The 21,901-nt window shown below is 65.1% G+C and carries 23 protein-coding genes and 1 pseudogene; 10 read left to right on the top strand and 14 right to left on the bottom strand.

All coding sequences use genetic code 11. From position 1 onward, the window contains the following. The 5 genes from BST13_RS11190 (at window position 1) to BST13_RS11170 (ending at window position 3,995) form a co-directional block, all read left to right on the top strand. Window positions 1–873, top strand: a complete 873-nt coding sequence (locus BST13_RS11190) for an alpha/beta fold hydrolase (protein WP_083163681.1) — start codon at window positions 1–3, stop codon at window positions 871–873. Continuing rightward, a complete protein-coding gene (locus BST13_RS11185) occupies window positions 873–1,691 on the top strand; it encodes an NAD(P)-dependent oxidoreductase (RefSeq protein ID WP_083163678.1) in 819 nt (272 codons plus the stop codon). The genes BST13_RS11190 and BST13_RS11185 overlap by 1 nt, the downstream gene beginning before the upstream one ends. Beyond that, complete coding sequence (locus BST13_RS11180) at window positions 1,691–2,485, top strand: NAD(P)-dependent oxidoreductase (RefSeq protein ID WP_083163676.1); 795 nt, start codon at window positions 1,691–1,693, stop codon at window positions 2,483–2,485. Before BST13_RS11185 ends, BST13_RS11180 begins: the two co-directional genes overlap by 1 nt. A gap of 113 nt (window positions 2,486–2,598) precedes the next feature. Beyond that, the gene (locus tag BST13_RS11175) at window positions 2,599–3,801 is read left to right on the top strand and encodes a cytochrome P450 (protein ID WP_083163905.1); all 1,203 of its coding nucleotides are present in this window, start codon (window positions 2,599–2,601) and stop codon (window positions 3,799–3,801) included. Then, the gene (locus BST13_RS11170) at window positions 3,798–3,995 is read left to right on the top strand and encodes a ferredoxin (protein ID WP_245839508.1); all 198 of its coding nucleotides are present in this window, start codon (window positions 3,798–3,800) and stop codon (window positions 3,993–3,995) included. The genes BST13_RS11175 and BST13_RS11170 overlap by 4 nt, the downstream gene beginning before the upstream one ends. 97 nt (window positions 3,996–4,092) lie before the next feature. Here BST13_RS11170 and BST13_RS11165 read toward each other — a convergent pair whose 3' ends face one another. Genes BST13_RS11165 through BST13_RS11155 form a run of 3 tightly spaced genes read right to left on the bottom strand, consistent with a single transcriptional unit; the run spans window position 4,093 to window position 5,883 of the window. Beyond that, on the bottom strand, window positions 4,093–4,392 hold the full coding sequence (locus BST13_RS11165) for a DUF1330 domain-containing protein (protein WP_083163673.1): 300 nt from the start codon (window positions 4,390–4,392) through the stop codon (window positions 4,093–4,095). A gap of 16 nt (window positions 4,393–4,408) precedes the next feature. Next, entirely contained in the window at window positions 4,409–4,603 is a 195-nt protein-coding gene (locus BST13_RS11160; protein ID WP_083163671.1) for a ferredoxin, read from the bottom strand. Beyond that, complete coding sequence (locus BST13_RS11155; protein ID WP_083163668.1) at window positions 4,600–5,883, bottom strand: cytochrome P450; 1,284 nt, start codon at window positions 5,881–5,883, stop codon at window positions 4,600–4,602. The genes BST13_RS11160 and BST13_RS11155 overlap by 4 nt, the downstream gene beginning before the upstream one ends. A gap of 186 nt (window positions 5,884–6,069) precedes the next feature. Between BST13_RS11155 and BST13_RS11150 the strand changes: the two genes are divergently transcribed. From BST13_RS11150 to BST13_RS11130, 5 genes are all read left to right on the top strand, one after another. Further along, complete coding sequence (locus BST13_RS11150) at window positions 6,070–6,723, top strand: TetR/AcrR family transcriptional regulator (RefSeq protein WP_083163666.1); 654 nt, start codon at window positions 6,070–6,072, stop codon at window positions 6,721–6,723. A gap of 16 nt (window positions 6,724–6,739) precedes the next feature. Further along, entirely contained in the window at window positions 6,740–8,041 is a 1,302-nt protein-coding gene (locus BST13_RS11145) for an acyl-CoA dehydrogenase family protein (RefSeq protein WP_083163663.1), read from the top strand. Between the two features lie 59 nt (window positions 8,042–8,100). Continuing rightward, window positions 8,101–9,084, top strand: a complete 984-nt coding sequence (locus BST13_RS11140) for a phosphotransferase family protein (protein WP_083163901.1) — start codon at window positions 8,101–8,103, stop codon at window positions 9,082–9,084. Further along, the gene (locus tag BST13_RS11135; RefSeq protein ID WP_083163661.1) at window positions 9,081–10,073 is read left to right on the top strand and encodes an NADPH:quinone oxidoreductase family protein; all 993 of its coding nucleotides are present in this window, start codon (window positions 9,081–9,083) and stop codon (window positions 10,071–10,073) included. The genes BST13_RS11140 and BST13_RS11135 overlap by 4 nt, the downstream gene beginning before the upstream one ends. A gap of 87 nt (window positions 10,074–10,160) precedes the next feature. Continuing rightward, on the top strand, window positions 10,161–11,378 hold the full coding sequence (locus tag BST13_RS11130; RefSeq protein ID WP_083163658.1) for a cytochrome P450: 1,218 nt from the start codon (window positions 10,161–10,163) through the stop codon (window positions 11,376–11,378). A 72-nt stretch (window positions 11,379–11,450) separates the two neighbouring features. On the opposite strand, the gene BST13_RS39300 is transcribed toward BST13_RS11130, so the two are convergent. The 11 genes and pseudogenes from BST13_RS39300 to BST13_RS11080 all read right to left on the bottom strand — a co-directional run bounded on the left by BST13_RS39300 (window position 11,451) and on the right by BST13_RS11080 (window position 21,884). Beyond that, the gene (locus tag BST13_RS39300) at window positions 11,451–11,621 is read right to left on the bottom strand and encodes a hypothetical protein (protein WP_170064275.1); all 171 of its coding nucleotides are present in this window, start codon (window positions 11,619–11,621) and stop codon (window positions 11,451–11,453) included. A gap of 251 nt (window positions 11,622–11,872) precedes the next feature. Further along, window positions 11,873–13,181, bottom strand: a pseudogene (locus BST13_RS11125) (adenylate/guanylate cyclase domain-containing protein). A gap of 83 nt (window positions 13,182–13,264) precedes the next feature. Continuing rightward, window positions 13,265–13,639, bottom strand: a complete 375-nt coding sequence (locus BST13_RS11120) for an Mtp family mycobacterial-type pilin (RefSeq protein WP_083163656.1) — start codon at window positions 13,637–13,639, stop codon at window positions 13,265–13,267. A gap of 131 nt (window positions 13,640–13,770) precedes the next feature. Continuing rightward, the gene (locus BST13_RS11115) at window positions 13,771–14,271 is read right to left on the bottom strand and encodes a hypothetical protein (RefSeq protein ID WP_083163899.1); all 501 of its coding nucleotides are present in this window, start codon (window positions 14,269–14,271) and stop codon (window positions 13,771–13,773) included. 14 nt (window positions 14,272–14,285) lie between these two features. Next, window positions 14,286–14,918, bottom strand: coding sequence for a TetR/AcrR family transcriptional regulator (locus tag BST13_RS11110; protein WP_083163653.1), 633 nt, complete (start codon window positions 14,916–14,918; stop codon window positions 14,286–14,288). A gap of 138 nt (window positions 14,919–15,056) precedes the next feature. Continuing rightward, the gene (locus BST13_RS11105; protein WP_083163651.1) at window positions 15,057–16,205 is read right to left on the bottom strand and encodes an acyl-CoA dehydrogenase family protein; all 1,149 of its coding nucleotides are present in this window, start codon (window positions 16,203–16,205) and stop codon (window positions 15,057–15,059) included. 9 nt (window positions 16,206–16,214) lie between these two features. Beyond that, window positions 16,215–17,363 (bottom strand): thiolase family protein, encoded by a 1,149-nt coding sequence (locus tag BST13_RS11100; RefSeq protein WP_083163648.1) that lies wholly within the window; start codon window positions 17,361–17,363, stop codon window positions 16,215–16,217. A gap of 1 nt (window position 17,364) precedes the next feature. Then, entirely contained in the window at window positions 17,365–18,603 is a 1,239-nt protein-coding gene (locus BST13_RS11095; protein WP_245839506.1) for a CaiB/BaiF CoA transferase family protein, read from the bottom strand. A 4-nt stretch (window positions 18,604–18,607) separates the two neighbouring features. After that, the gene (locus BST13_RS11090; RefSeq protein ID WP_083163643.1) at window positions 18,608–19,366 is read right to left on the bottom strand and encodes an SDR family NAD(P)-dependent oxidoreductase; all 759 of its coding nucleotides are present in this window, start codon (window positions 19,364–19,366) and stop codon (window positions 18,608–18,610) included. A 16-nt stretch (window positions 19,367–19,382) separates the two neighbouring features. After that, entirely contained in the window at window positions 19,383–20,549 is a 1,167-nt protein-coding gene (locus BST13_RS11085; RefSeq protein WP_083163641.1) for an acyl-CoA dehydrogenase family protein, read from the bottom strand. A 39-nt stretch (window positions 20,550–20,588) separates the two neighbouring features. Further along, window positions 20,589–21,884 (bottom strand): amidohydrolase family protein, encoded by a 1,296-nt coding sequence (locus tag BST13_RS11080; RefSeq protein WP_083163638.1) that lies wholly within the window; start codon window positions 21,882–21,884, stop codon window positions 20,589–20,591. Window positions 21,885–21,901 lie beyond the last annotated feature (17 nt).

The raw sequence follows: 21,901 nt of genomic DNA, 5'->3' as shown, positions 1-21,901 counted from the left end.
ATGGACAGGACGATTCCGCACCCCCGCGTCGTCATGGTCGACGGCGTCCCGATGTCCGCGCTCGTCGCGGAGGCCGCCGAACCCCGGGCCGTCGTCGTGGCGTTGCACGGCGGAGCCACCACCTCGGTGTACTTCGATTGCCCCGGGCACCCGGAACTTTCGCTGCTCCGTGCGGGAGTGGCCAACGGCTACACCGTGATCGGGCTGGATCGGCCGGGATACGGTGCGTCGGCAGCGTACCCGGACGCCATGGCACATCCCGACCAACGTGTGGCGCTGGCTTTCGGTGCGGTCCACCGCATCGCCGGGACGGACGCGGTGTTCGTGCTGGGCCATTCGATGGGATGCGAACTGGCGGTCCGGATGGCCGCTGACGGAGGCTCCGACGTGCTGGGCATCTCGCTGGCCGGTACGGGACGCCGCTATCAGGCCGCGGCCCAGGAGATCCTCAAGAACGCGGCAATCGACCACCGGCCCAGGGGGCTGCGTGATCTCCTGTGGGAACCAGCCCGGCTGTATCCGCCTGACGTCATCGGCAACGGGCTCTCGTCGGCCGGAACCGCCTACGAGGCCGATGTCATCAAAACCTGGGCCACACAAGACTTTCCGGAGCTCGCGGCCAAGATCACCAGTCCTGTCCAGTTTCTCGCCGGCGATCACGAGAACGTGTGGGAGTCGGACGCCACGGCGTTGGCGGCGATCGGCGCGATGTTCTGCTCAGCGCCGCGCGTGAACGTCGGTGAGCTCACCGATTCCGGGCACAACCTCAGCGTCGGACTGACCGCCGGGCATTATCACCAGCGGGTGTTGTCGTTCGCCGAAGACTGCGTGGCCACCCGTGGCCGCACCGATATGGAAGTGGAGGCAGGTTGATGCGTGTCGGCTTCATCGGGTTGGGCAGTCAGGGCGCCCCCATGGCGCGCCGGATCGTGGAAGGTGGCTACGAGACCACACTGTGGGCACGCCGTCCCGCGTCGCTCGAACCGTTCGCCGACACAGCGGCCAAAGTCGCCGGCTCACCCGCCGAATTGGCCGCCGCGAGCGATCTGGTGTGCCTGTGCGTTGTGGGCGATGACGACGTGAAGCAGGTGCTCGGCGGCGATACCGGAGTGCTGGCCGGCCTCGCGCCCGGTGGCATCATCGCCATCCACTCCACCGTGCATCCCGACACCTGCCGGGGAATAGCGGATCTGGCGGCACAGCAAGATATCTGGGTGATCGACGCGCCGGTGAGCGGCGGCGAGCCCGCGGCCACCGCAGGCACCCTGCTGGTCATGGTCGGCGGCGACGACGACGTCGTCGAGCGCGCCCGGCCGGTGTTCGCCACCTACGCCGACCCCATCGTGCACCTCGGCGCGGTGGGCAGCGGCCAGGTCGCGAAGATCCTGAACAACCTGTTGTTCAGCGCCAACCTCGGCGCCGCGATGAGCACGCTGGAACTCGGTGAGGCGCTGGGGGTTCCGCGCGACCGGCTGTGTGAGGTGATCACTCGCGGGTCCGCCACCAGCAAGGCGCTCAACAGCATCGCGATGTTCGGCGGCACCCTGGACAACCTCGCGCCGATCGCAGGGGCGCTGCTGCAGAAGGATTGCCGCCATGCCGCGAGCCTGGCAGGCGCCGCATCGGCTGCGGAGGGAGCGGTCTTCGCCGCCGCTGACGCCGCACTGCTCTTGATGAACCACGCCCGCTGATGCGTGTCGGCTTCATCGGGGCGGGCCGGATGGGCGCACCCATGGTCAGCCGGTTGGTCGCCGCCGGCCACCACGTCACCGCATTGGGTCGGTCATCCGAAAAGTGCGAGGCTCTCACCGAATTGGGCGCGACGGCGGCTTTCGATCAAGCCACGGTGGCCGACGGAGCGGACGTGGTGATCGTCTGTGTGTTCACCGACGAACAGGTCCGCGAGATCTGCGTCGAAGCCGACCTCACGGCAACCATGCGCCCGGGGTCGGTGCTGGTAGTGCACACCACCGGAAGTCCCCACACCGCCGAGCAGGTCGCGTCCCTGGCGGCGCCTCGTCATGTCGACGTCATCGATGCGCCGGTCAGCGGCGGCCCGCACGATATCGCCGCGGCACAGTTGACGGTGTTCGCCGGCGGAACCGACCGGGCGGTGGCACACGCCCGGCCGGTGTTGGAGAGTTACGCCGAGCCGGTCCTGCATGTCGGCCCGCTCGGCGCCGGGCAACGCGTCAAGCTCATCAACAACACGCTGTTCGCCGCGCAGATCGGCCTGGTGGCCGAAGGGGTTCGGCTCGGCAGTCGGCTCGGCATCGATGAACCAACCCTGCTCAAGGCATTGGTCAACGGCAGTGCAGGCAGTCGCGCCCTCAGCGGGATCGCCGCCACGGGTTCGGCGGACGCGTTCATCACCAGAGTCGGCGAGTTCATCGGCAAGGACGTGGCCGTCGTCCGCAGCACCGCTGCCGACTTGGACACCGACCTCGGGCTGTTGGACACCGTGGTCGATGCCGGACTGCGCTGATTTCCCTTTTCAACCACCCCGGAGGCCGTTACTGTTACCGTTACAGTTCATCAGTTTTCCGTAACGCTTCGTTGCGGTGCTTCCGGCAGCAGCCAGCCGTGAAGGAGGAGCAAATGACCAAGCCCCAGGTGATTTTCGACCCGTTCTCCGAAGAGTTCTTCACCGACCCGTTCGACATGTACCGGCGGATGCGCCAGGACGCCCCGCTGTACTACAACGCTGACCTCGACTTCTTCGCGCTCACCCGCCACGACGACGTCGCGTCTGCCCTGAAGAATCACGACGCGTTCTCCTCGTCGCGCGGCTGCGATCTGGCCATGGTGCAGAGTGGCGAGCCTCCGCAGAAGTCGATCATCTTCATGGATCCACCTGACCACCGGCACATGCGCAGCCTGCTCAACAAAGCCTTCACCCCGCGAGCGATCCAGGCCCAGAAGGACACCGTGATCGAGCAGATCGATCACTTCCTGCGACAGATCGACTCCGACGAATTCGATGTCGTGCAAGACTTCTCGGGCCCGTTCCCGGTTGAGGTCATCACCCGGATGGCCGGCGTCGACCCCGAGTACCGCCAACAGGTCCGGCACTGGATCGACACCAGTCTTTCGCGCGAACCCGGGCAGATCGGCTACACCGAGGCCGGTATGCAGGCCACCATGGACACCGCAATCTACTACTACTCGCTGGTGCAGAAGCGTCGCGAAGACCCGCGGGACGACATGATCAGCCGGCTGATCGCCGCCGAGATCCCGGGCGAGGACGGTCAGCTACGGCGGCTCGACGACATCGAGATCACCGGCTTCGCCACGCTTCTCGGCGGCGCCGGGGCCGAGACCGTGACCAAGCTGGTCGGTACCGCGATGGTGTTGTTCGCCCGCCATCCCGAGCAGTGGCAGAAGCTGCTCGACGATCGCGGCAAGATCCCGGCCGCTGTCGAAGAGCTGCTGCGCTATGAGGGCCCCGTCCAGTACAACGTGCGCTACACGCTCAAGGAAGCCGACGTACCCAGCGGCACCATTCCGGCAGGCAAGGCCGTGTTCCTGATCAGTGCAGCGGCCAACCGCGATCCCGACGCATTCACCGATGCCGACGCCTTCGACATCGACCGCGATCGTACGGAAGCGCAGAATCTCGGCCTCGGATACGGGATCCACAGTTGTCTCGGTGCGGCGCTGGCACGGATGGAAAGCTGCATCGCCCTGGAGAGACTCCTCGACTTCATGCCACGGTACGAGGTCAACTGGGATGGCCTGCAACGGGTTCACATGCAGAACGTGGCAGGCTACTCCCATGTACCGGTGAGGAGGCTGTCGTGAGCAAGGTGCACGTCGATTTCGGCCTGTGTGAAAGCAATGCGGTGTGCATGGGCATCATCCCCGAGGTGTTCGACCTCGACGACCAGGACTATCTGCACATCCTGCAAGAGGACGTGACGCCGGACAACGAGGCGCAGATCCGCGAGGCGGTGCGGCAATGCCCTCGGCAGGCGATCTCCATAGAGGACGGGTAGTTCTGGCGTGACCTCCTGACCTACGTGTTGACTCTGCGGCCACGGCGCACAAGCACGAGTGCCGGCCGCCCTGACCGCAGAATCAACGGCCTACGCCTCAGGTCGGGAAGCCCGAGAAGATGACGCCGTTGCACTCGGCGGCACGTGCGCGTACTTTCGCGGCCGCCTGGTAGGCGTCGGAGTAGTACCACTCGCGCGCCGCATCCACCGAGTCGAATTCCAGCACCACAGTTTGGGTTCCGTGCCACGAACCCTCGATCACTTCGGGCTTCTGGGCAACGGCCACGATGGTCGCACCGGCCATTGCCTTCATCGCGAGCTTGCCGTATTCGGCCATGCCGGCCGGATCCTTGACATCCTCGGTGATGATCACATACCCCTTGGGCCCACCGGCCATGGACGAATCTCCTTGACTAGTCGTTCGTTTCGATGATTGCGCGTTCGGGACAGTTCGCGACGGCCTCACGAGCAGAATCCTGTAGCGCGGCGGGGACGTCCTCGGGGTCGGCCACCGCGTAACCGTCGTCGGACAGGCTGAAGATCTCGGGGCACAGCGTCAGACACATGCCGTGTCCGCGACAGCGATCCTCGTCGACGGTCACCTTCATCGGACGTCGAACTCCAGGTGTAGTTCGGTGAGTCCGCGCAGGATGAAGGTCGGGATGTAGGTGTAGCGCCGCGCACCGGCCGGCCCATGCTCGGCCTCGGAGATACGGATGTCCGTCGTCCGATCGAGCAGCCGTTCGATGCCGACGCGGGTCTCCGCGCGCGCCAGTGGCGCACCCGGGCAACTGTGGATGCCGCGACCGAAAGCCAAGTGCTGACGGGCGTTCTTGCGGGCCGGGTCGAAGGTGTCGGGGTCCTGGAACCGCCGCGGATCCCGGTTGGCGGCACCGTTGAGCACCATTACCGTTGTGCCCGCACTCAATTCGGCGTCACCGACGGTGACCGGGCAACGCGACAACCGGAAGTCGCCCTTCACGGGACTCTCGATCCGCAACGCCTCTTCGATGAAATTCGGGATGAGGCTGCGGTCTTCGCGCAGCCGCCGCTGGATGTCGGGCTGCTCCCCGAGCACCTTGAGCGCGGTGCTCAGCAACCGCACCGTGGTCTCCTGCCCGGCGGAGAACACATTGGTGGCCACGCGGGCCACATCGCCGACGTCGGGGACCGAGCCATCGGGGAAGGTGGCCTCGGCAAGTCCGGTCAGCACGTCCTCGCGGGGGTTCGCCCGACGATCGGCAACATATTCGGAGAATTGCCCATACAGGAATTCCAGCGGGCTGTGCGACAGTGATTCCTTGCTGGTGCTCCCGACCCCACCGCCCGAGTGCTGCTTGATGCCTTCCACGAAGCCCGCGCGATCATCGGCCGGGATGCCGAGCAGATCAGCGATGACCAAGAGGGTGAACGGGCTCGCGAAGCCCTTGATGAAGTCGCCTTTGCCCGTGGCCAGATACGTGTCGAGCACCACGTCGGCGAGCTGCCACATCGCGTCCTCGTTCTCCTTGAGGCGCTTGGGCGTGATCAGCCGCATGAGCAGCGAGCGGTGGTCGGTGTGAGTGGGCGGGTCCAGCGTCGGCAGCTGATCGCTGAACGGAAGTTCGTTGCGGTGCTTGTCGATGAGCTCGGTCACCTCGTCGGCACTGCGGCCCTCGAGTGGAACCGGGAAGCCGGGGAAGGGACCGGTGACCGAGATGCACGACGAGAATGTCTCCTCGTCGTTGTAGACGGCAACTGCTTCGTCCCAGCCCGTCACCATCGTCACGCCGTAGTGGTCCTCCCGGCTGACGGGGCACTTGTCGCGAAGCGCCTCGAAGTACGGATACGGGTTGTCGACCAGTCGTTCATCGCGGAAGAAATCGATACCCGTCGGGTCGATCGCCATGTGCTGCTCCCGTTCCTGCCACGACCATGAGAACGTGGCTCTCATCTTTGAACATTACATTTCCATAGGCCTGGTTGCGCGTCAACGTACGGCAGCGGGTGACCGCAGCGGAACGTCGTCGTCGGTTCAATAGTTAGACGAGCGTCAACTATTCTCCCCAGCTTTCTCCCCTGTTACAGTCGCTATATGCCCCGATCAGATGCGCTTCCGGCGACGCCTGACGGTAGTCAGCGTCGAGCGTCATTTCAGCGGGCCCGGTCGCACCGCACGAAGCGTGAGTTGGTGCAGGCAGCGATGGCGCTGTGGCGGACCAACGGCTACACGAAGACCACGGTCGCCGACATCTGCCGGGCCGCAGGCGTGTCCCGCGCGCTGTTCTACTTCTACTTCCCGGCCAAAGAGGATGTGCTGTTCGAGGTCGGACTGCTGTCCACCCGGTCGGCGCAGCAGCGCATGGAGTCGTTGGTCGGCGCCGACTACGACTTGGTGGAGGTGATCGGCCAAGGACTACGCAGTTTGGAACGGTCCATGGCACGCAACCCTCCGGACCTCATCATCGAAACCATCCTGGAGGGCTACCGGCACGAGCACCGCATCCTGGCGGGCGCCCCGGCTCCCGATGAGGCCGGCGCCGACATGTTCGGCGCACTGTTCGCCCGGGCTCAGTCCGACGGCCAGTTGGCCGAGCACGTCGATGTCGCGCACCTGTCGCACCTGGCGCAGATCCTTGTCAGCGAGGGCGTACGGCACTGGGCGGGCGGCAGCTACGGAAAGCGTTCGTTCGCCGACATCATCACCGCCGACATCGCCGCACTCATCACCGGATTCAACCACCAGTAGATCGGAGGACCCAACCGTGGCTTGGGATTTCGAGACCGACCCCGAGTACCAGAAGATGCTCGACTGGGCCGACGAATTCGTCCGCGAAAAGGTAGAACCGCTCGACCTGGTGTGGCCGCACCAACAGTTCACCCCGCTTGAGGGCAGCAGGCGCGATGCGGTGGATCCCTTGAAAGCCGAGGTCCGTAGTCAGGGCCTCTGGGCCACGCATCTCGGCCCCGAACTCGGCGGCCAGGGCCACGGCCAGCTCAAGCTCGCGCTGCTCAACGAGATCCTCGGCCGCTCCCAGTGGGCGCCCATCGTCTTCGGTTGTCAGGCACCGGATACCGGCAACGCCGAGATCATCGCGCACTACGGCACGGACGCACAGAAGGAACGCTACCTACACCCGCTGCTCGAGGGCGAGCTGTTCTCGTGTTACTCGATGACCGAACCGCATGCGGGCGCGGACCCGACACTGTTCACCACCCGCGCGATACGCGATGGCGACGACTGGATTATCAACGGCTGGAAGTTCTTCTCCTCCAACGCCGCAACCGCGTCGTTCCTCATCGTCATGGTGGTGACCGACCCGGACGTCAGTGCCTACCAAGGCATGTCGATGTTTCTGGTGCCGACCGACACCCCCGGCGTGAAGATCGTCCGCAACGTCGGCCTGTACGGCGAGCGAGACAACGAGGGTTCGCATGCGTTGATTCACTACGACAACGTCCGGGTGCCCGGCGACGCTCTGCTCGGAGGTGAGGGGAAGGCCTTCATCATCGCGCAGACCCGCCTGGGCGGCGGCCGGATCCACCACGCCATGCGCACCATCGGGTTGGCCCGCAAGGCACTGGACATGATGTGTGAGCGCGCCCTGAGCCGCCACACGCAAGGCAGTCGGTTGTCGGACAAGCAGTTCGTGCAGGGCTACATCGCAGACTCCTACGCACAGCTGCTGCAGTTCCGGTTGATGGTGCTCTACACCGCGTGGGAAATCGACAAGTACAACGACTACAAGAGAGTCCGCAAGGACATCGCCGCCGTCAAGGTCGTGATGCCCACCGTGCTGCACGACATCGCCTGGCGGGCAATGCAGATCCACGGTGCACTGGGAGTCACCAACGAGATGCCGTTCCTGGGCATGGTCACCGGCGCGGCCGTGATGGGGTTGGCCGACGGCCCCACCGAGGTCCACAAGACCACCGTGGCGCGCCAAGTGCTGCGCGACTACCAGCCGACCGAGGGCACCTGGCCGACCGAGTGGATCCCCGGCAAGCGTGAGGCCGCGCGAGCCCAGTTGGCCGAATACCTCGACGCGGAGGTCGGCAACCTGTGACGCAATCTGAATCTGCTTCGCACGTGCGCGGTATAGATGTTGTGCGCCTCGCCAATTGGATGGACGACGCCGGTATGCCCGGTAAGGGCGAACCGGCCGAGGCACGGTACCTGTCCGGGGGCACCCAGAACGTCATCTACGAAATCCGTCGGGGTCAGGAACGATGCGTATTGCGCATGCCGCCGCCGGGCGCCCCGCCCGACCGCGACAAAGGCATCCTGCGGGAGTGGCGGATCATCGAAGCGCTCGACGGCACCGATGTTCCGCACACCGCTGCAGTCGGGGTCTGTGCCGATCCCGAGATCCTCGGACGACCGTTCTATCTCATGGGTTTCGTCGACGGCTGGTCGCCGATGGACCAACACGGCCGCTGGCCCGAACCGTTTCACAGCGATCTGACCGCCCGGCCCGGCTTGAGCTATCAACTGGCCGAAGGCATCGCGCTGCTGTCGAAGGTGGACTGGCGAGCACGGGGTGTCGGCGATCTCGGACGGCCCGAAGGGTTCCACGAACGCCAGGTGGACCGCTGGATCGGCTTCCTCGACCGCATCAAGAACCGTGACCTGCCGGGGCTCGAGGTCGCCACCACATGGCTGCGCGCGCACCGGCCGCGCGACTTCGTGCCGGGCCTCATGCACGGGGATTACCAGTTCGCCAATGTCATGTTCGGCCACGGCGCACCCGCTCGGCTGGCGGCGATCGTGGACTGGGAAATGGGCACCGTCGGCGACCCGAAACTCGATCTGGCGTGGATGGTCCAGAGCTGGCCTGCCGGCGAATCAGGCGAGTCCGACATGACTTACGTGGACATGCGTGGGATGCCGTCGCGCGACCAGGTGGTCGCGCACTACGCCGAGGTATCGGGCCGTCAGGTCGACGATCTCGACTACTACCTGGTGCTGGCCAAGTGGAAATTGGCGATCGTGCTGGAGCAGGGGTTCCAGCGTGCGGGCGATGACGAGAAGCTGCTGGCGTTCGGCCCGGTGGTCACCGGGCTGATGCGTTCGGCGGCAGACCTCGCCGAATCCAGCGACTACCGGTGAAGGCCGCCGTCTGCCCGCGCTACGGCCCACCGGAAGTGGTGCGAGTCGAAGAGTTGCCTCCTCCCGCACTGCAACCCGGCCAGGTACGCGTTCGCGTCACTGCAGCCGCGGTCAACTATCCCGACGTGCTTCTCGTGGCCGACCGGTACCAGGTGCAGGTGCCGGTGCCATTCGTCCCCGGCAGTGAGTTCGCCGGCATGGTCACCGAGACATCTGGTACGCGAACAGGTTTCGCGATCGGCGACCGGGTCACCGGGTCCGGGATGTTCGGAGCGTTCGCGCAGGAGGTGTGCATCTCCCCCGGATCGCTCACGCAGATCCCCGACGGCGTCGACGCCCGCATCGCAGCCGCGTCCGGTGTGGCGCACCGCACCGCCTGTCACGCCCTGCGCTCGATGGCACGCGTACACGCCGGCGATGACGTCGTGGTCCTCGGCGCAGGCGGCGGGGTCGGACTGGCCGCCGTCCAGCTCGCCGCCGCCATGGGTGCCCGCGTCACCGCCGTGGCATCGTCGGACGAAAAGCTCTACGTGGCACAGCGTTCCGGCGCTAGCGCCGTCGTCAACCATCGCAGCGGTGACCTTCGCGCCGCGCTACGGGAGGCCGTGCCCGACGGTGCGCATGCAGTCATCGACCCGGTCGGCGGGGAACTGTCCGAACCGGCGTTGCGCTCACTGCGGCGCGGTGGACGGTTCGTCACGGTCGGGTACGCGTCGGGCGTCATCCCTCGAATTCCGTTGAACTTGGTGCTGGTCAAGGGTATTCACGTTCTCGGATTCCAGTTCCAGGACGTGCCCTCCGAGGAGTTCGCGCGCAATGAGGCCGAATTGCGCGGGCTGCTGGCCAGCGGCACCATCGTGCCGCACGTCGGCGCGGTGTATCCCCTGTCCGAGGTCGCCACTGCACTGCGCACCGTCGCCGACGGGCGCGCCGTGGGTAAGGTGCTCATCGTTCTTTCGACTGATGGAAGCGCTCACGCCACACCGTGACCGTGTATTACATCTTGCGGAAATATTGTAATGGCAATAGATACACCTGGAAATCCTTGACCGAGCGATCCTCGGCCTGCTAAGCAGATGCACAGCACCTTCGATCCGGTCAGGAGATCAGCTGTGCCCACGTCAACCGAAGCCGATCTGTACTACGACCCGTACAACGTCGACCTCAATATGAATCCCTACCCGGTATTCGCCCGGTTCAGGGAAGAAGCCCCGCTGTACTACAACGAACAGCACGACTTCTATGCGCTGAGCCGCTACGACGACGTCAACAAGGCCGTCATCGACCACGACACGTTCATCTCCGGGCGCGGAGCACTGCTGGAGCTCATCAAGTCCGGCATGGAAATCCCACCGGGCACATTGATCTTCGAGGATCCACCGATCCACAACATCCACCGCAACCTGCTGTCACGCGTGTTCACGCCGCGTAAGGTGCTCGCACTCGAACCACAGATCCGCGAGTTCACCACGCGCTGTCTGGATCCGCTGGTCGGGTCGGACCGGTTCGACTTCGTCAACGATCTCGGCGAGCAGATGCCGATGCGAGTCATCGGCATGCTGCTCGGCATCCCCGAAGACCAGCAGCAGCGGATCACCGACCACGGCGAGGAGTCCCTGCAAGGCAAGACGGTCGAGACGCTGGCCACCGGCGAAGTGTTCGCAGAGTTCATCGACTGGCGGGCCGAACACCCGTCCGACGACATCATGACCGATCTACTCAACGCCGAATTCACCGACGAAACCGGCACGCTGCGCAAGCTGCGCCGCGACGAGCTGCTGCTGTATCTGACCGTGATCGCCACTGCCGGCTCCGAAACCACCACGCGGCTGCTCGGCTGGGCCGGTAAGACTCTGGCCGAAGTTCCGGATCAACGGCGCGACCTGGCACTGAATCCTGAACTGATACCCCAGGCAATCGAGGAGATCTTGCGCTGGGAACCACCGGCGCTACAGCTCGCCCGCTATGTCACCCGCGACGTCGACTACCACGGCCACACGGTGCCGGAAGGTTCGGCGATGCTGCTGCTGGTCGGCGCGGCCAACCGCGACCACCGCAGGTTTGCTCCCGACGGGGACGTCTTCGACATTCACCGGGAACATCACTCGCATCTGACTTTCGGCGCGGGTACGCATTTCTGCATGGGCAATGCGCTGGCTCGATTGGAGCTGCGCATCGCCATGGAGGAGATCCTCAACCGATTTCCGGAGTGGGAGGTCGACTGGTCGAACGTGGTGGCGTCGGAAACCGCCGCAGTCCGGGGATGGGCCGCGATGCCCACATTCATCTCTTGATCAAGATGTCCGCCCCGGGCCGGCACTGTGGTGCGGTCCGGGGCGGACATCGAGCGGGCTTGCTGCCGCAGATCAGAAGGGCAGGTCGACGAAGCCGCCCGTGGTGTTGGTTTCGTCGTGATTGTCGACGGTGTAGTGCGGGCCAACCGGTGACACGGGCTCGGCCTGCGCCGGCGCCGCCAAGCCGAACACTGCTGCGGCCACGCCACTGGCGATCAGAGTGGCAAATCCGATCTTGTTCATTGTGGAGCCTTCTTCCATATGTGTCGGGCGGTGTTCGAGTCGTGCGGCCCGGACGCCATGGTCGGCTATTTGGTAGTGCATCTTGCCGATCTGACACATCAAACATGGAGGTCAGCGGGATAATTCCGGTGGCAGAAATTGTTCGGCGGCTGGCAGAAATGGGCCGCAGTCTCGCCTTCGCGAAACGGCGGCCGAAGTTTCCGACACCAAGCCGATAGCTTCGCGCGTTCGATCGCGCAAACCGCTCGCTGCTACGGAGAGGAGACGGCGAATAGCCGCCATTCGCCGGGCACACCCTTGAGTTGGTGCGTGCCGCGTTCGTCGAACTCCAGCCCGGATCCGATGACGAGGTCTCGCAGCGTGCTGGACACCAGGACATCGTTCGCTCCGGCCAATGCGCTCACTCGCGCGCCGATGTGCACGCCGATGCCGCCGATCCCGTCACCGCGAATTTCGCATTCGCCGGTATGCAACCCGGCACGCACCTGAATGCCCAGCGCCTGCACCGCGTCGCGAATTGCCATGGCGCAGCGTATCGCTCGTTGCGGCCCGTCGAACGTCGCGAGAAAGCCGTCACCCGAAGTGTTCACCTCGCGGCCCCGAAACCGAGCAAGTTGCGACCGGACGACGGCGTCGTGCGCGTCGAGCAGCGCATGCCAGTCACGGTCACCCATCTTGGCAGCCTGCCGTGTCGAGTTGACGATGTCGGTGAACAGCACCGTCGCGAGCACTCGATCGTCGGACACGTCGGCATGGCGGCCGGTGAGGAACTCGGCGACCTCCTGGAACGAGTCGCGCCACGGCTCGACGCAGTGCCACATGTTGCGACCCGGCAGCTCTACGTACTTCGCGCCCGGTATGTGGTCGGCGACGTACTTGCCCATTGCCGGCGCGATAAATGGGTTGTCCGCGTGTTGGACGACGAGGGTGGGTATGCGGATCGTCGGCAGCACAGCCCGCATGTCCTGTCTGGCTGCGAGCTCCAACATCCGTGCGACGGTAGCTGGCCTATTCGCGAGGCGTTCCATGCGTGCCCACGTCGCGCGAATCTCATCGTTCCACGGCATGTCTGGATTCAGGACACGTTCAAACTCGCCCGTACCCCATGTCGAGATGAAGGCAGCGAGCACATCGTCCAGATTGGCGATGCCTGACGGATCTGCGTTGCCTTCGAGCACAACCAATGCTGTTGTGCGCGATGGATGTGTTGCTGCGAATAGTGCCGCTGCCGGCAGCGCACCTGGGATCGCCAGGAGGACCGCCTCGCGAATCCCTAATTCATCGAGCACCGCGATGATGCTGTCTGCCCATTGCTCCAATGTCGGCGGCAAGCTCGGCTCGACTGGATCCGATGCCCCCGTACCCGGCTGGTCGGAAGAAGATCAGGCGTCCAAGCGACGTCATCGCCTCGACCCACCCTTGTATGGAGGGTAGATCCGGCAGGTGCTCGCAATTTGTGAACCAGTTCGGGACGAATACGAAGTCGCGCACCCCTTCACGGGACGCACGGTAGGCGACGCGCAAATCGCCGTTCAGTGCATACCGTGTCTCCGAGAACATTGCGGAAGTCTAGTTCCACGGCAATGCGTCGACAGACGTTTAGGACTGAAGCCTTGGGGCACAACGCTTTACAAATTCGAGCTCTACAGCGGAATCCAGATTCCTGGCCCGTTCCAGAAGCCCCACGCATTCATATCAGGATTCCAGACCACCTGGGCCCACGGCGCCCAGAACGGCGGCGGTGGCGGCGCCGGCGCCCAGTCCGGTACGCCATATCCGTATGGCGCGCCGCGGAAGTTGTCGTCCCAGTCATGGCAGTTGTTCCAGTCCGAGTTGCCGCCCCAGGCGGAGTCCCAACGATCACCCGGGCACCAGTGATGGTGATCTGCCGGAGCAGGAGCAGGGACGGCCTGAGCAATGCCGGTGGTCAGTCCGAGGCCGGACAACCCGAGAGCCCCCGCGGCCACCGCGGTGGCACAGGCCCGAACCCACGGTCTTCTCATCTTGACGGTATTCATACCCTGAGGATTGCCCGCAGAGCAGATCCCAAACACCTTCTGCCGACCGGCGGCCGCCAAAGTAGTTGTCAGTGGCTACTTTTCAGCTTGCTGGCCGGTAGCACTCAGCGCCCACCCAGCGGGCACCCATGTCAGCCCACCGCGATCAGGTCGGCAGGCACCGACCGGATCGCCATGACACCGCAACGGAATGTCTCGGTGTTGCCGACGACGGCATCGGCGGCGTCGACCGCCGTCAACGCCTGTGCCTTGAAAGCGCATGCGGCTGCGGATAATTCGTGTCGCACGGGGCTGACACTCAGTTCTTCGGGACAACCCTCACCCCACAGGGTCACCTCGGTGCGGCCCTGCTCCAAGGCGTTGAGCACGCCTTGACGCACCCGGTCGTCGGTGTTGAACAACTCGGCGGCGACCGCGACGGTGTGCGGATGCGGCCGGTCGTCCCACGATTCCAGCACGCTTTCCAGATCCATGGTTTCGACGCCCAGGATCTCCAGGGGGCGGACATCTTCGTCGGCACCGATGAGCACCGTGACGTCCCAGCCGGCCATCACCCGGTCGACCAGCCAACCGCCGGCGAACTTCACCGCATCGACGACGCAGGGAGCCACCACATCGAGTCGATACCGCATGTCGTCCTCCACTCTCACAGGTCGGCCGCTCCGCCGGGCGCCTCGATGTCCCGGGCCAGCATCTGCGCGTAGCTCTTGAACACGTCCACCAGCGGTAGTGAGGGATCGAGTAACCACGAGGTCTCCATTCCGTTTACGAAGGCGAGTATCTCCACGGCCTTGTTGGCCGCGTCGAAATCTGTGCGGTAGCGGCCGCTGTCCTGGCCGCGGCAGAGGATGTCGGCGACGATGGCGCGAGCGTCCTGCTGGCGCTTGAGCAGCCGGTCGTGCAGGGGCGCGTCGGGCTGGATGTTCTCCACGAGCAGCACGGTGAAGGTGCCTACCAGCTCGGGTGCTCGCTCGAAACGTTCTGCGACCCGGGTGATCTCCTCCGCGAGATCCCCTGAGCGGTCGGCGTGGATGTCGTCGTCGTAGTCGCGGGCGTCGAGCACTGCGTTGAGCAGTTGCTCCTTGGATTCGAAGTGGTGCAACAGCCCCGCCGGGGTGACGCCGGCTTCCTTGGCGATCTGAGCCAGGGAGGTGTTGCGCCATCCGTTGCGCGCCAGCAGCTTCTCCGCGACGGAAAGGATCCGCTGTTTGCGGTCCTCGCCTTTCGCGAGCAGCGACTCGTACGGCCGTGCCGCTGGACCCTCAGAAACCGATGCCACCGAACTCCCTGACACTCCGGCCAAACCAACCTAGTGAACACACAGTAGGTAGGTTTCGCGGCTGTGACAAGGGTCTCACCGGAACTATTTTCGTGACGCCTGTCCCAAGATCTGTAACGCGCGATTGCTGGGCCGCAGCTACAGACCCAGCGATTTGGCGATGATCACCTTCATCACTTCGCTGGTCCCGGCGTAGATCCGGGCCACGCGGGCATCGGTGTACAACCGGGCGATCGGATACTCCGTCATGTAGCCGTACCCGCCGAACAACTGCAGGCATCGATCGATCACCCGCGCCTGCATCTCGGTGCAGAAGAGCTTCACGCGTGCCGCGTCGGCGCCGGACAGTTCGCCGTCGACATGCAGAGCAACCGCACGATCCAGCATCGCCTGGGCCGCCTCGACCTCCGTCGAGCAGGCCGCGAGTTCGAACTTGGTGTTCTGAAACGACGCGACCGGGGTTCCGAACGCCTTGCGATCCTTGGTGTAGTCGATCGCCGCGGCGATGGCCGAGCGAGCCTGGGCCACCGACCCGACCGCCACGGTCAGCCGTTCCTGCGGCAGGTTGTGTCCCAGATAGCTGAACGCCTCCCCCTCCTCACCCAGCACATTGGCGACCGGCACCCGCACATCGGTGAACGACAACTCTGCCGTGTCCTGGACCTTGCAGCCCATCTTTTCCAGTTCACGACCCCGCGTGAAGCCGGGCATCCCGTCCTCGACGACCACTAGGGTCAAGCCTTTTCGCCGGTTCTCCGGATCGGTCGAGGTGCGGGCGACGACGATGACGAGGTCAGCCTGGATGCCTCCGGTGATGAACGTCTTGGCGCCGTTGAGCACATAGTCGTCCCCGTCGCGCACGGCCGTGGTCCGCATACCCGCGAGGTCTGACCCGGTGCCCGGCTCGGTCATCGCCACCGCGGTCAACAGCGTCCCGTCGGCCAGCCCCGGAAACCAGCGCTGCCGCTGTTCATCGTTCGCGTATCGCAGGAAGTACGGCAGGATCACCTCGAGCTGGGTGCGCACCGTCGACAGGGTGACCAGCGCCCGGGCCGCCTCCTCCTGCAGCACGACGTTGTAGCGGTAGTCGGTGACCCCCGAGCCGCCGTAAGCCTCCGGGATGGCCATGCCCAGCATGCCCAGTGCGCCCATCTTTTTGAAGACGTCGCGCGGCATGCGGCCGGCCTTCTCCCATTCGGGGTAGGCCGGGACGACCTCCTTTTCGACGAAATCGCGTGCCAGCACCCGGAACGCCTCGTGGTCGTCGGTGAACAGATTTCGCTGCACTCATTCTCCTTAGCCGAGAAGTTCGACCAGCGTGGCGTTCGCGGTACCGCCGCCTTCGCACATGGTCTGCAATCCGTATTGAATTCCCTTGTCGCGCATGTGATTGATCATCCGAGTCATCAGAACCGCACCCGACGCCCCGAGCGGATGCCCCAGCGCGATCGCCCCACCGAGCGGGTTGAGCTTGGCCTCGTCTGCCTCGGTTTCGGCGAGCCAGGCCAGCGGCACGGGCGCGAACGCTTCGTTGACCTCGAACACGCCCACCTCTTCCAACCGCACACCCGCTTTGTGCAGCACCTTCTCGGTGGCCGGAATCGGGCCCGTCAGCATCAACACCGGATCGGCTCCGGTGACCGCGCCGGCCCGGTATCGCACGATCGGCGAAAGCCCCAGCGCCACAGCATTTTCCTCGGTCATCACCAGCAACGCGGCCGCCCCGTCGGAGATCTGCGACGAGTTGCCTGCGTGGATCACGCCGTCCTCGGCGAATGCGGGTTTGAGCCCAGCCAGCTTCTCGACGGTGGTCCCCCGCCGCACACCCTCGTCGTCCACCACGGGGTCACCGTCGTCGGGAAACACCGTGATCATCTGCGTCTCAAAGGCGCCACTGTCCTGCGCGGCGGCCGCCCGCTCGTGCGATGCCACGGAGTACTCGTCAAGCTGGGTCCGGCTGAAACCCCACTTCTTCGAGATCATTTCAGCCGAGATGCCCTGGTTGAACGCGAAACCCTGGTACCGGTCGAGTACTTTCGGGCCGTACGGCTGCCCCGTGGTGCGTGCCGCGCCCAGTGGGACGCGGCTCATCACCTCGACCCCGCCTGCGACGACGACGTCCTGTTGGCCCGACATCACCGCCTGGACTGCGAAATCCAGTGCCTGCTGGCTGGATCCGCAAGCCCGGTTGACCGTGGTCCCCGGGATGTGTTCCGGCCAGCCCGCCGCGAGGACCGCATATCGACCGATGTTGCTGGATTGGTCACCGACCTGTGAGACGCAGCCCCACACCACGTCGTCGATGATGTCGGGGGTGATACCCGCGCGCTCCACGAGCGCGTCGAGCACCAGTGCGGAGAGGTCAGCGGCGTGGAATCCGGACAGTCCGCCGTTGCGCTTGCCGACGGGCGTGCGCACGGCTTCGACGATGACGGTTTCACGCATATCAGTTGCTCCGATCTCGGTTACTCGGGTAGGCCGGGCCGATCGCACCTTGCTCCCGCAGGGCATCGATCTGAGCGGCGGACAGACCCATATCGGTCAGGATGGCATCGGTGTGCTGGCCCAGGCCAGGAACCGCGCCCATCGGTTGGTCGAATCCCGCGATCACCGGGGGCGGCAGCAGCGCACTGATCTCCCCATTGGGGGTCGTGACGGGACGCCACCGGTCCCGGTCCTTGAGGTGCTGGTGGACGATCACCTCACTGGGCCGGTTGTATCGCGAGTTGCCGATGCCCGCCTCATCGGCGATCTGCTGGATCTCGACGAGATCGTGTTGCGCGCACCAGGTTCCGATCGCCTCGTTGAGAACGTCACGGCCCGCGCAGCGGTCGGAGTTGGTGGCGAACCGCGCATCGTCGGCCAGGTCCGGCCGGTCGATGATCGACCGGGCCAGCCGCTGCCATTCCCGGTCGTTGGTGGTGCCCAGCACCACCGTCTGCCCGTCCCGGGTGGCGAACGCACCGTACGGGGCGACCGCGGGCGAGCTCATACCCAGCGGCTGCTGGTCGATGCCGGAGTGCTGGGTGTAGGTCAGCGGGTAACCCATGATGTCGGTCATGGTGTCGAACAGGCTGACGGCGACAGCAGGTGCCGAAGCCCCGGAGGGTCGCTGGGCCCGGCCGATCAGCAGCGCCATGATCGACAACGCGGCGTACAGGCCCGTGGAGATGTCGGCCACCGGCGGCCCGGGTTTGGCCGGCATGCCCGGGTGACCGGTCACCGCGCACGCCCCCGACTCGGCCTGCACCAGCAGGTCGTAGGCGCGCTTGTGGGACAGCGGGCCACCGGTGCCGTAGCCGTCGATCTCGACCGGGATCAGCTGCGGATGACGCTGGGCCAGCTCTGCTGGCGCCAGGCCCATGCGGGCGGTCGCGCCAGGGGCCAGGTTCGAGACCAGTGCGTCTGCGCCGTCGAGCAGCTGGTGCAGAATGTCCATGCCGCCGGCCGTCTTCAGGTCCAGGGTGATGGACTCCTTGCCGCGGTTGGCCCAAACAAAGTGGGCCGCAAGGCCGTTCACGACATCGTCATAGTCGCGCGCGAAGTCGCCGCCTTTCGGGTTCTCCACCTTGATGACGCGGGCACCGAAATCGGCCAGCACCCGCGTGCACATCGGCGCGGACACCGCCTGTTCGAGCGCAACGATAGTGATCCCGGCCAGCGGTGCGGTCTGAGATTCGCTCACAGGCTCACATAACCATGCCGCCATCGACCGGAAGCACCTGCCCGGTGATGTACGACGCGGCATCGGAGGCCAGGAAGACGAATGCCCCGGCCACTTCGTCGGCTTCGGCCCACCGCTTGAGCGGGATCCGGTTCATCATGTTCGCCGCGAACTTCTCGTTGGTGCGGATCGTCTCAGTCATCGGCGTCGCCGCCAGCGGCGCAAGCGCATTGACCATGACGTTCTTGGGCGCCAGTTCCCGGGCCAGCGATTTGGTGAACCCGATGATGCCGGCCTTGGCCGCCGAGTAGTTGACCTGCCCCAGGGTTCCGGTCATGCCCGCCGAGGAGGTGACGTTGATGATGCGCCCCGTGCCATCGGTCGGGAGATGCGGCAGCGCAGCCTGGGTGACGTGAAAGGTACCCATGACGTGGATGTCGAATGTCAGGCGGAAGGTCTCGTCGGTGAGCTTCGGGAACATCGCCGGAGAGGTGACGCCGGCGTTGTTGACCACGATGTGCAGGTGACCCTCCCCCAACCCGGCCGCCTGCGCCGCGGCGGCGACTGCGGCGGCGCGGTCGCTGACATCGAGCGGGGCACTGTCGGCCTTGGCGCCCGATGTGTTGATCCGCTCGGCGACCGCAGCGGCCGCGTCACCGCTGATGTCGGTGACGAGCACCGCAGCACCGGCGGCAGCGAGCGCCTCGGCCACGGCGGCTCCGATCCCGGCGCCCGCCCCGGTGACCAGTGCCGAACGGCCGGTCAGGTTGAAATAGGTACGCATCGAAATGGCATTCCCCTCAGTAGCTGCGCGGCAGTCCGAGCACGTGCGACCCCAGGAAGTTCAGGATCATCTCTTGGCTCACCGGTGCGATCTTCATGAGTCGGGACTCCCGGAAGAACCGGGAGATGTTGTATTCCTCCGAGTAACCCATCCCGCCGTGGGTCTGCAGTGCCCGGTCCGCTGCGGCGAACCCCGCGTCGGCGCAGAGGTATTTGGCCATGTTGGCTTCTTTGCCGCACGGTTTGCCGTTGTCGTAGAGCCAAGTCGCCTTGCGCAGGATCAGCTCGGCGGCGTCGAGGCGGGCCAGTGAGTCGGCGAGCGGGAACTGGATGCCCTGGTTCATGCCGATGGGCCGGTCGAAGACCACGCGTTCGTTGGCATATTGAACGGCCCGGTCCAGCGCGACGCGGCCGATGCCCAGCGCTTCCGCGGCAATGAGCATGCGTTCCGGATTGAGTCCGTACAGGATGTACGAAAAGCCTTTGCCCTCTTCCCCGATGCGATGCTCGACGGGTACGCGTAGATCGTCGATGAACAGTTCGTTGGAGCTGACGGCATTACGCCCCATCTTCCGGATCGGCCGGATGTCGACGTGATCGCGATCCAGGTCGGTGAGGAACAGCGACAGGCCGTCGGTCTTCTTCTCGACTTCGTCGTACGGGGTCGTGCGAGTCAGCAGCAGGATCTTCTCCGACTCCAGGGCCTTGGAGATCCACACCTTGCGCCCGTTGACGACATAACTGTCCCCGTCGCGTCTGGCGAACGTGGTGATTCGCGAAGTGTCCAGTCCCGCACCGGGTTCGGTGACACCGAAGCAGACATGCAGATTCCCGTCGGCGATGCGCGGCAGGGTGGCCGCTTTCATGTCATCGGAACCGAACACCACCACGGGCTGCATGCCGAAGATCGACATGTGGATGGCGCTGGCGGCGTTCATGCCGCCGCCCGAGCGGGCGACCTCCTCGGCCAAGATCGTCGCCTCGGTGATGCCCAGGCCGTGGCCACCGTATTCCTCCGGGATGGTCATCCCGAGCCAGCCGCCGCCCGCGATGGCGTCGTAGAACTCTTGCGGAAATTGGTGGGCCTGGTCCTTCTCCATCCAGTAGTGGTCGTCGAACTTGGCCGCCAGCTCCGCGACGGAAGCCCGGATCAGCTGCTGGTCCTCGGTCAGCTCGAAGTTCATCCCGCCCGACACGTTGTGGTCTCCTCGGTTGTCTGGTCGTCAGTCACGCGCGCCGGCAACGGCTTTGGCATTCGCCTGGAAGTCCGCGAAGGTGGTGCCGGTCTTTTCCTTGTGGCTCAGCGCGCGGATCGATACGTCGTGCCCCTCGGCAGCTTTGCGCAACGCACCGACGGTGGCCTGGTCCTTCGAGATGTGGGCGAACGGGTCGAAGTGGTAGAGCCGCATGGCGTTCTCGTGGGTGATCTTGTTGATCTCGTCGTCGGGCACGTCATAGGTGTCGAACACTGCGGCCAGTTCTTCGGGCGCGCCGGGCCACATCGAGTCCGAATGGGGATAGTCCATCTCCCAACAGATGTTGTCGATGCCGATCTCGTGGCGGTTCTTCACGCCGATCGGATCGGAGATGAAGCACGTCATGAAGTGCTCTCGGAACACCTCCGAGGGCAGCTTGCCGCCGAAGTTCTGGTGGGTCCACGTCGAATGCATGTCATAGGTCCGGTCTACCCGGTCCAAGAAGTAGGGGATCCAGCCGGTGCCACCCTCGGACAGTGCGATCTTGAGGTTCGGGTATGCCTTGATGGGCGCGGACCACAGCAGGTCGGCAGCGGCCTGGACGATGTTCATGGGCTGCAGCGTGATCATCACGTCCATCGGTGCATCGGGCGCGGTGATCGCGAGCTTGCCCGATGACCCGATGTGCACGTTCATCACGGTGTCGGTGTCACACAGCGCTTCCCACAACGGCTTCCAGTGTTCCAGGTCGTGGAAGCTGGGATAGCCCAGAGTCGACGGGTTCTCGGTGAAGGTCAGTGAGTGCACGCCCTTCTTCGACACGCGCCGCACCTCGTCGGCGCACAGCTGGGGATCCCAGATCGCCGGCAGCGCCATCGGGATGAACCGACCCGGATTCGACCCGCACCACTCGTCGATGTGCCAGTCGTTGTAGGCCTGGACCAGCGCCAGCGAGAAGTCCGAATCGTCGGTGGCGAACAGCCGCGCAGCGAATCCCGGGAAGGACGGGAAGTTCATGGTCGCCAGGACCCCGCCGGCGTTCATGTCCTTGACGCGCTCATCGGGGTCGTAGCAGCCCTTGCGGATCTCGTCGAGACCCTGCGGCTCCAGGCCGTACTCCTCCTTGGGCCGGCCCGCCACCGCATTGAGCGCCACGTTGGGGATGACGGTGTCGCGGAACTGCCAGGTGTCCGACCCGTCGGGGTTGTGGACCAACCGCGGCGCCTCGTCGCGGTACTTGGCAGGCAGATGATTGGCGAACATGTTCGGCGGTTCGATGATGTGGTCATCCACGCTGATCAGGATCATGTCGTCTTTGTTCATGGCCGCTCCGTTCCGCT

It is taken from the genome of Mycobacterium aquaticum (assembly GCF_002086485.1).
In the GTDB taxonomy this organism is placed as follows: Bacteria; Actinomycetota; Actinomycetes; order Mycobacteriales; family Mycobacteriaceae; genus Mycobacterium; species Mycobacterium aquaticum.
The sequence above is the reverse complement of the archived record's forward strand: the minus strand, read 5'-3'. Positions and strand labels throughout refer to the sequence as shown.